Origin of the sequence: Olivibacter sp. 47, assembly GCF_030372825.1 — a bacterium.
Taxonomy (GTDB): domain Bacteria; phylum Bacteroidota; class Bacteroidia; order Sphingobacteriales; family Sphingobacteriaceae; genus Olivibacter; species Olivibacter oleidegradans.
Genome location: NZ_JAUCNR010000008.1, coordinates 1 through 1,459 on the forward strand (window position 1 = coordinate 1; position 1,459 = coordinate 1,459).

Below are 1,459 nucleotides of genomic sequence, written 5' to 3' on the forward strand. Positions count from 1 at the left end.
TCAAGGACAGGAAGCAAATGCAAGTGAGCAAGATGATCCGAATAGTATTGGAATGGCCTTAGAAAGATCCAATCTAGACTTGAATCCATTTAAGCAAAAAGGGGGGCTCTTGGGATCTAACTTTAATCTAAAGTCCTTTGTTGAAGGAGTGGATAAAGTAGCGACAGGATTGGATGGAATTGGGGTTGGTTTCGAAATTGAGGGAGATGTTCATAGTGCGTATTTGTTTGGTCAAGGGTACCGATCAGGTGTAGCAAGCAACTATCAATTGGTTGGCAGAAATTTAAAATTATTTGGCGGGCAGAGTATGACAGCACTATCAAAGCCGGCTAGTTGGTTAACAGGCTTCGGATCGGGCATTTCATATGGAGCAACGTTTTTATCCATGGGTGTTCTTACTTACGAAGGTGTGCAGGTTTGGAATGGGAGAGCAGATAGAACTCGATTTGGTTATCATATGGGTACTTTTGGCCTTTCTGCAGGATTGGCTTTCTATATGGTGGGCCAGCTGGTTTTGCAGTAGGTCTAGGCGGAGCGTCTGGAGAAGTTGCGTATGATACGTCTAAAAATACGTTAAAAACCGTTAATGGAAAATGGAATACGTTTATAAATTCTATGGTCCGAGGGATTTTGAGAGTAAAATAATACATGGAAGTTTACAAAATCACATTTAAACATCATCTACGGAACGGTTGGCCAATTATTCTAGGAATAATACTATGTGTCTTCTTTCCATACTTTATGGCTTTTAAAACAAATGAAAGGATTGACGTCTTTTTCATTATTTCGATATTTCTTTTCACCATTACTGTTGTGCCTACAATAGTTGTTCATTTGAATTACTATACAGTTAATAGGGGGGATGTTGTTAAATATGTGTATCAAGAAAGAGAAATTATTATAAAGCATAGGGGAGTTTCGATAAATTTTAACCTGGATGATATTGAAGAAGTCGTGCGTTACATGTCTTTCAATTTTGCAGCCAATAGATCTTCGGTATTACCATGGGATGGTTATAACCATGCTGTGATTCGGTTAAAAAATGGAAAGAAACTTACTATAACAAGTTTACTTGTGCCAAACTTAAATCTACCCATTGATGCAGAAAAAATAATAGTAAAAAGAGGATTGTATAGGCTTGCAAAAAAAAAATAATTTGATAATAGGAGTCCGCTTACAAATGAGGGGTCTGATCAGTTATAAGTCTTAATTGAAAGAATTTCTAAAGTAGGATGGGGGAAGCGTGGATCCTTTTGCGGAGATGTATGAAGATATGTCTCCGTACAATTATGCCCTTAATGACCCCATTGGCATATTGGATCCAAATGGCTTGTGGGTTGAGCGGATTAAAAGTTGGGCACCTGAGGGCCCAGCTGAAACGGCTGCTTTTCTGCAAGAGCAGGAGGCAAACGCCAGTGAGCAAGATGATCCGAAAAAGAAAAGCCAAGCACAAAATGCT

At 38.9% G+C, this 1,459-nt stretch carries 2 protein-coding genes and 1 pseudogene; all 3 read left to right on the plus strand.

What is annotated here, in order from left to right:
• The coding region (locus tag QT327_RS28040) for a hypothetical protein (RefSeq protein ID WP_289554489.1) at positions 1–523 on the plus strand (523 nt) is incomplete at its 5' end.
• A gap of 125 nt (positions 524–648) precedes the next feature.
• A complete protein-coding gene (locus tag QT327_RS28045; protein ID WP_502910556.1) occupies positions 649–1,155 on the plus strand; it encodes a PH domain-containing protein in 507 nt (168 codons plus the stop codon).
• 88 nt (positions 1,156–1,243) lie between these two features.
• Positions 1,244–1,459 (plus strand): annotated as a pseudogene (locus tag QT327_RS28050) (hypothetical protein); the annotation flags it as partial.

What these genes read in the sequence shown, in the direction of transcription:
- QT327_RS28045 (WP_502910556.1), top strand. Translation starts at nt 649, where the DNA reads ATGGAAGTTTACAAAATCACATTTAAACATCATCTACGGAACGGTTGG.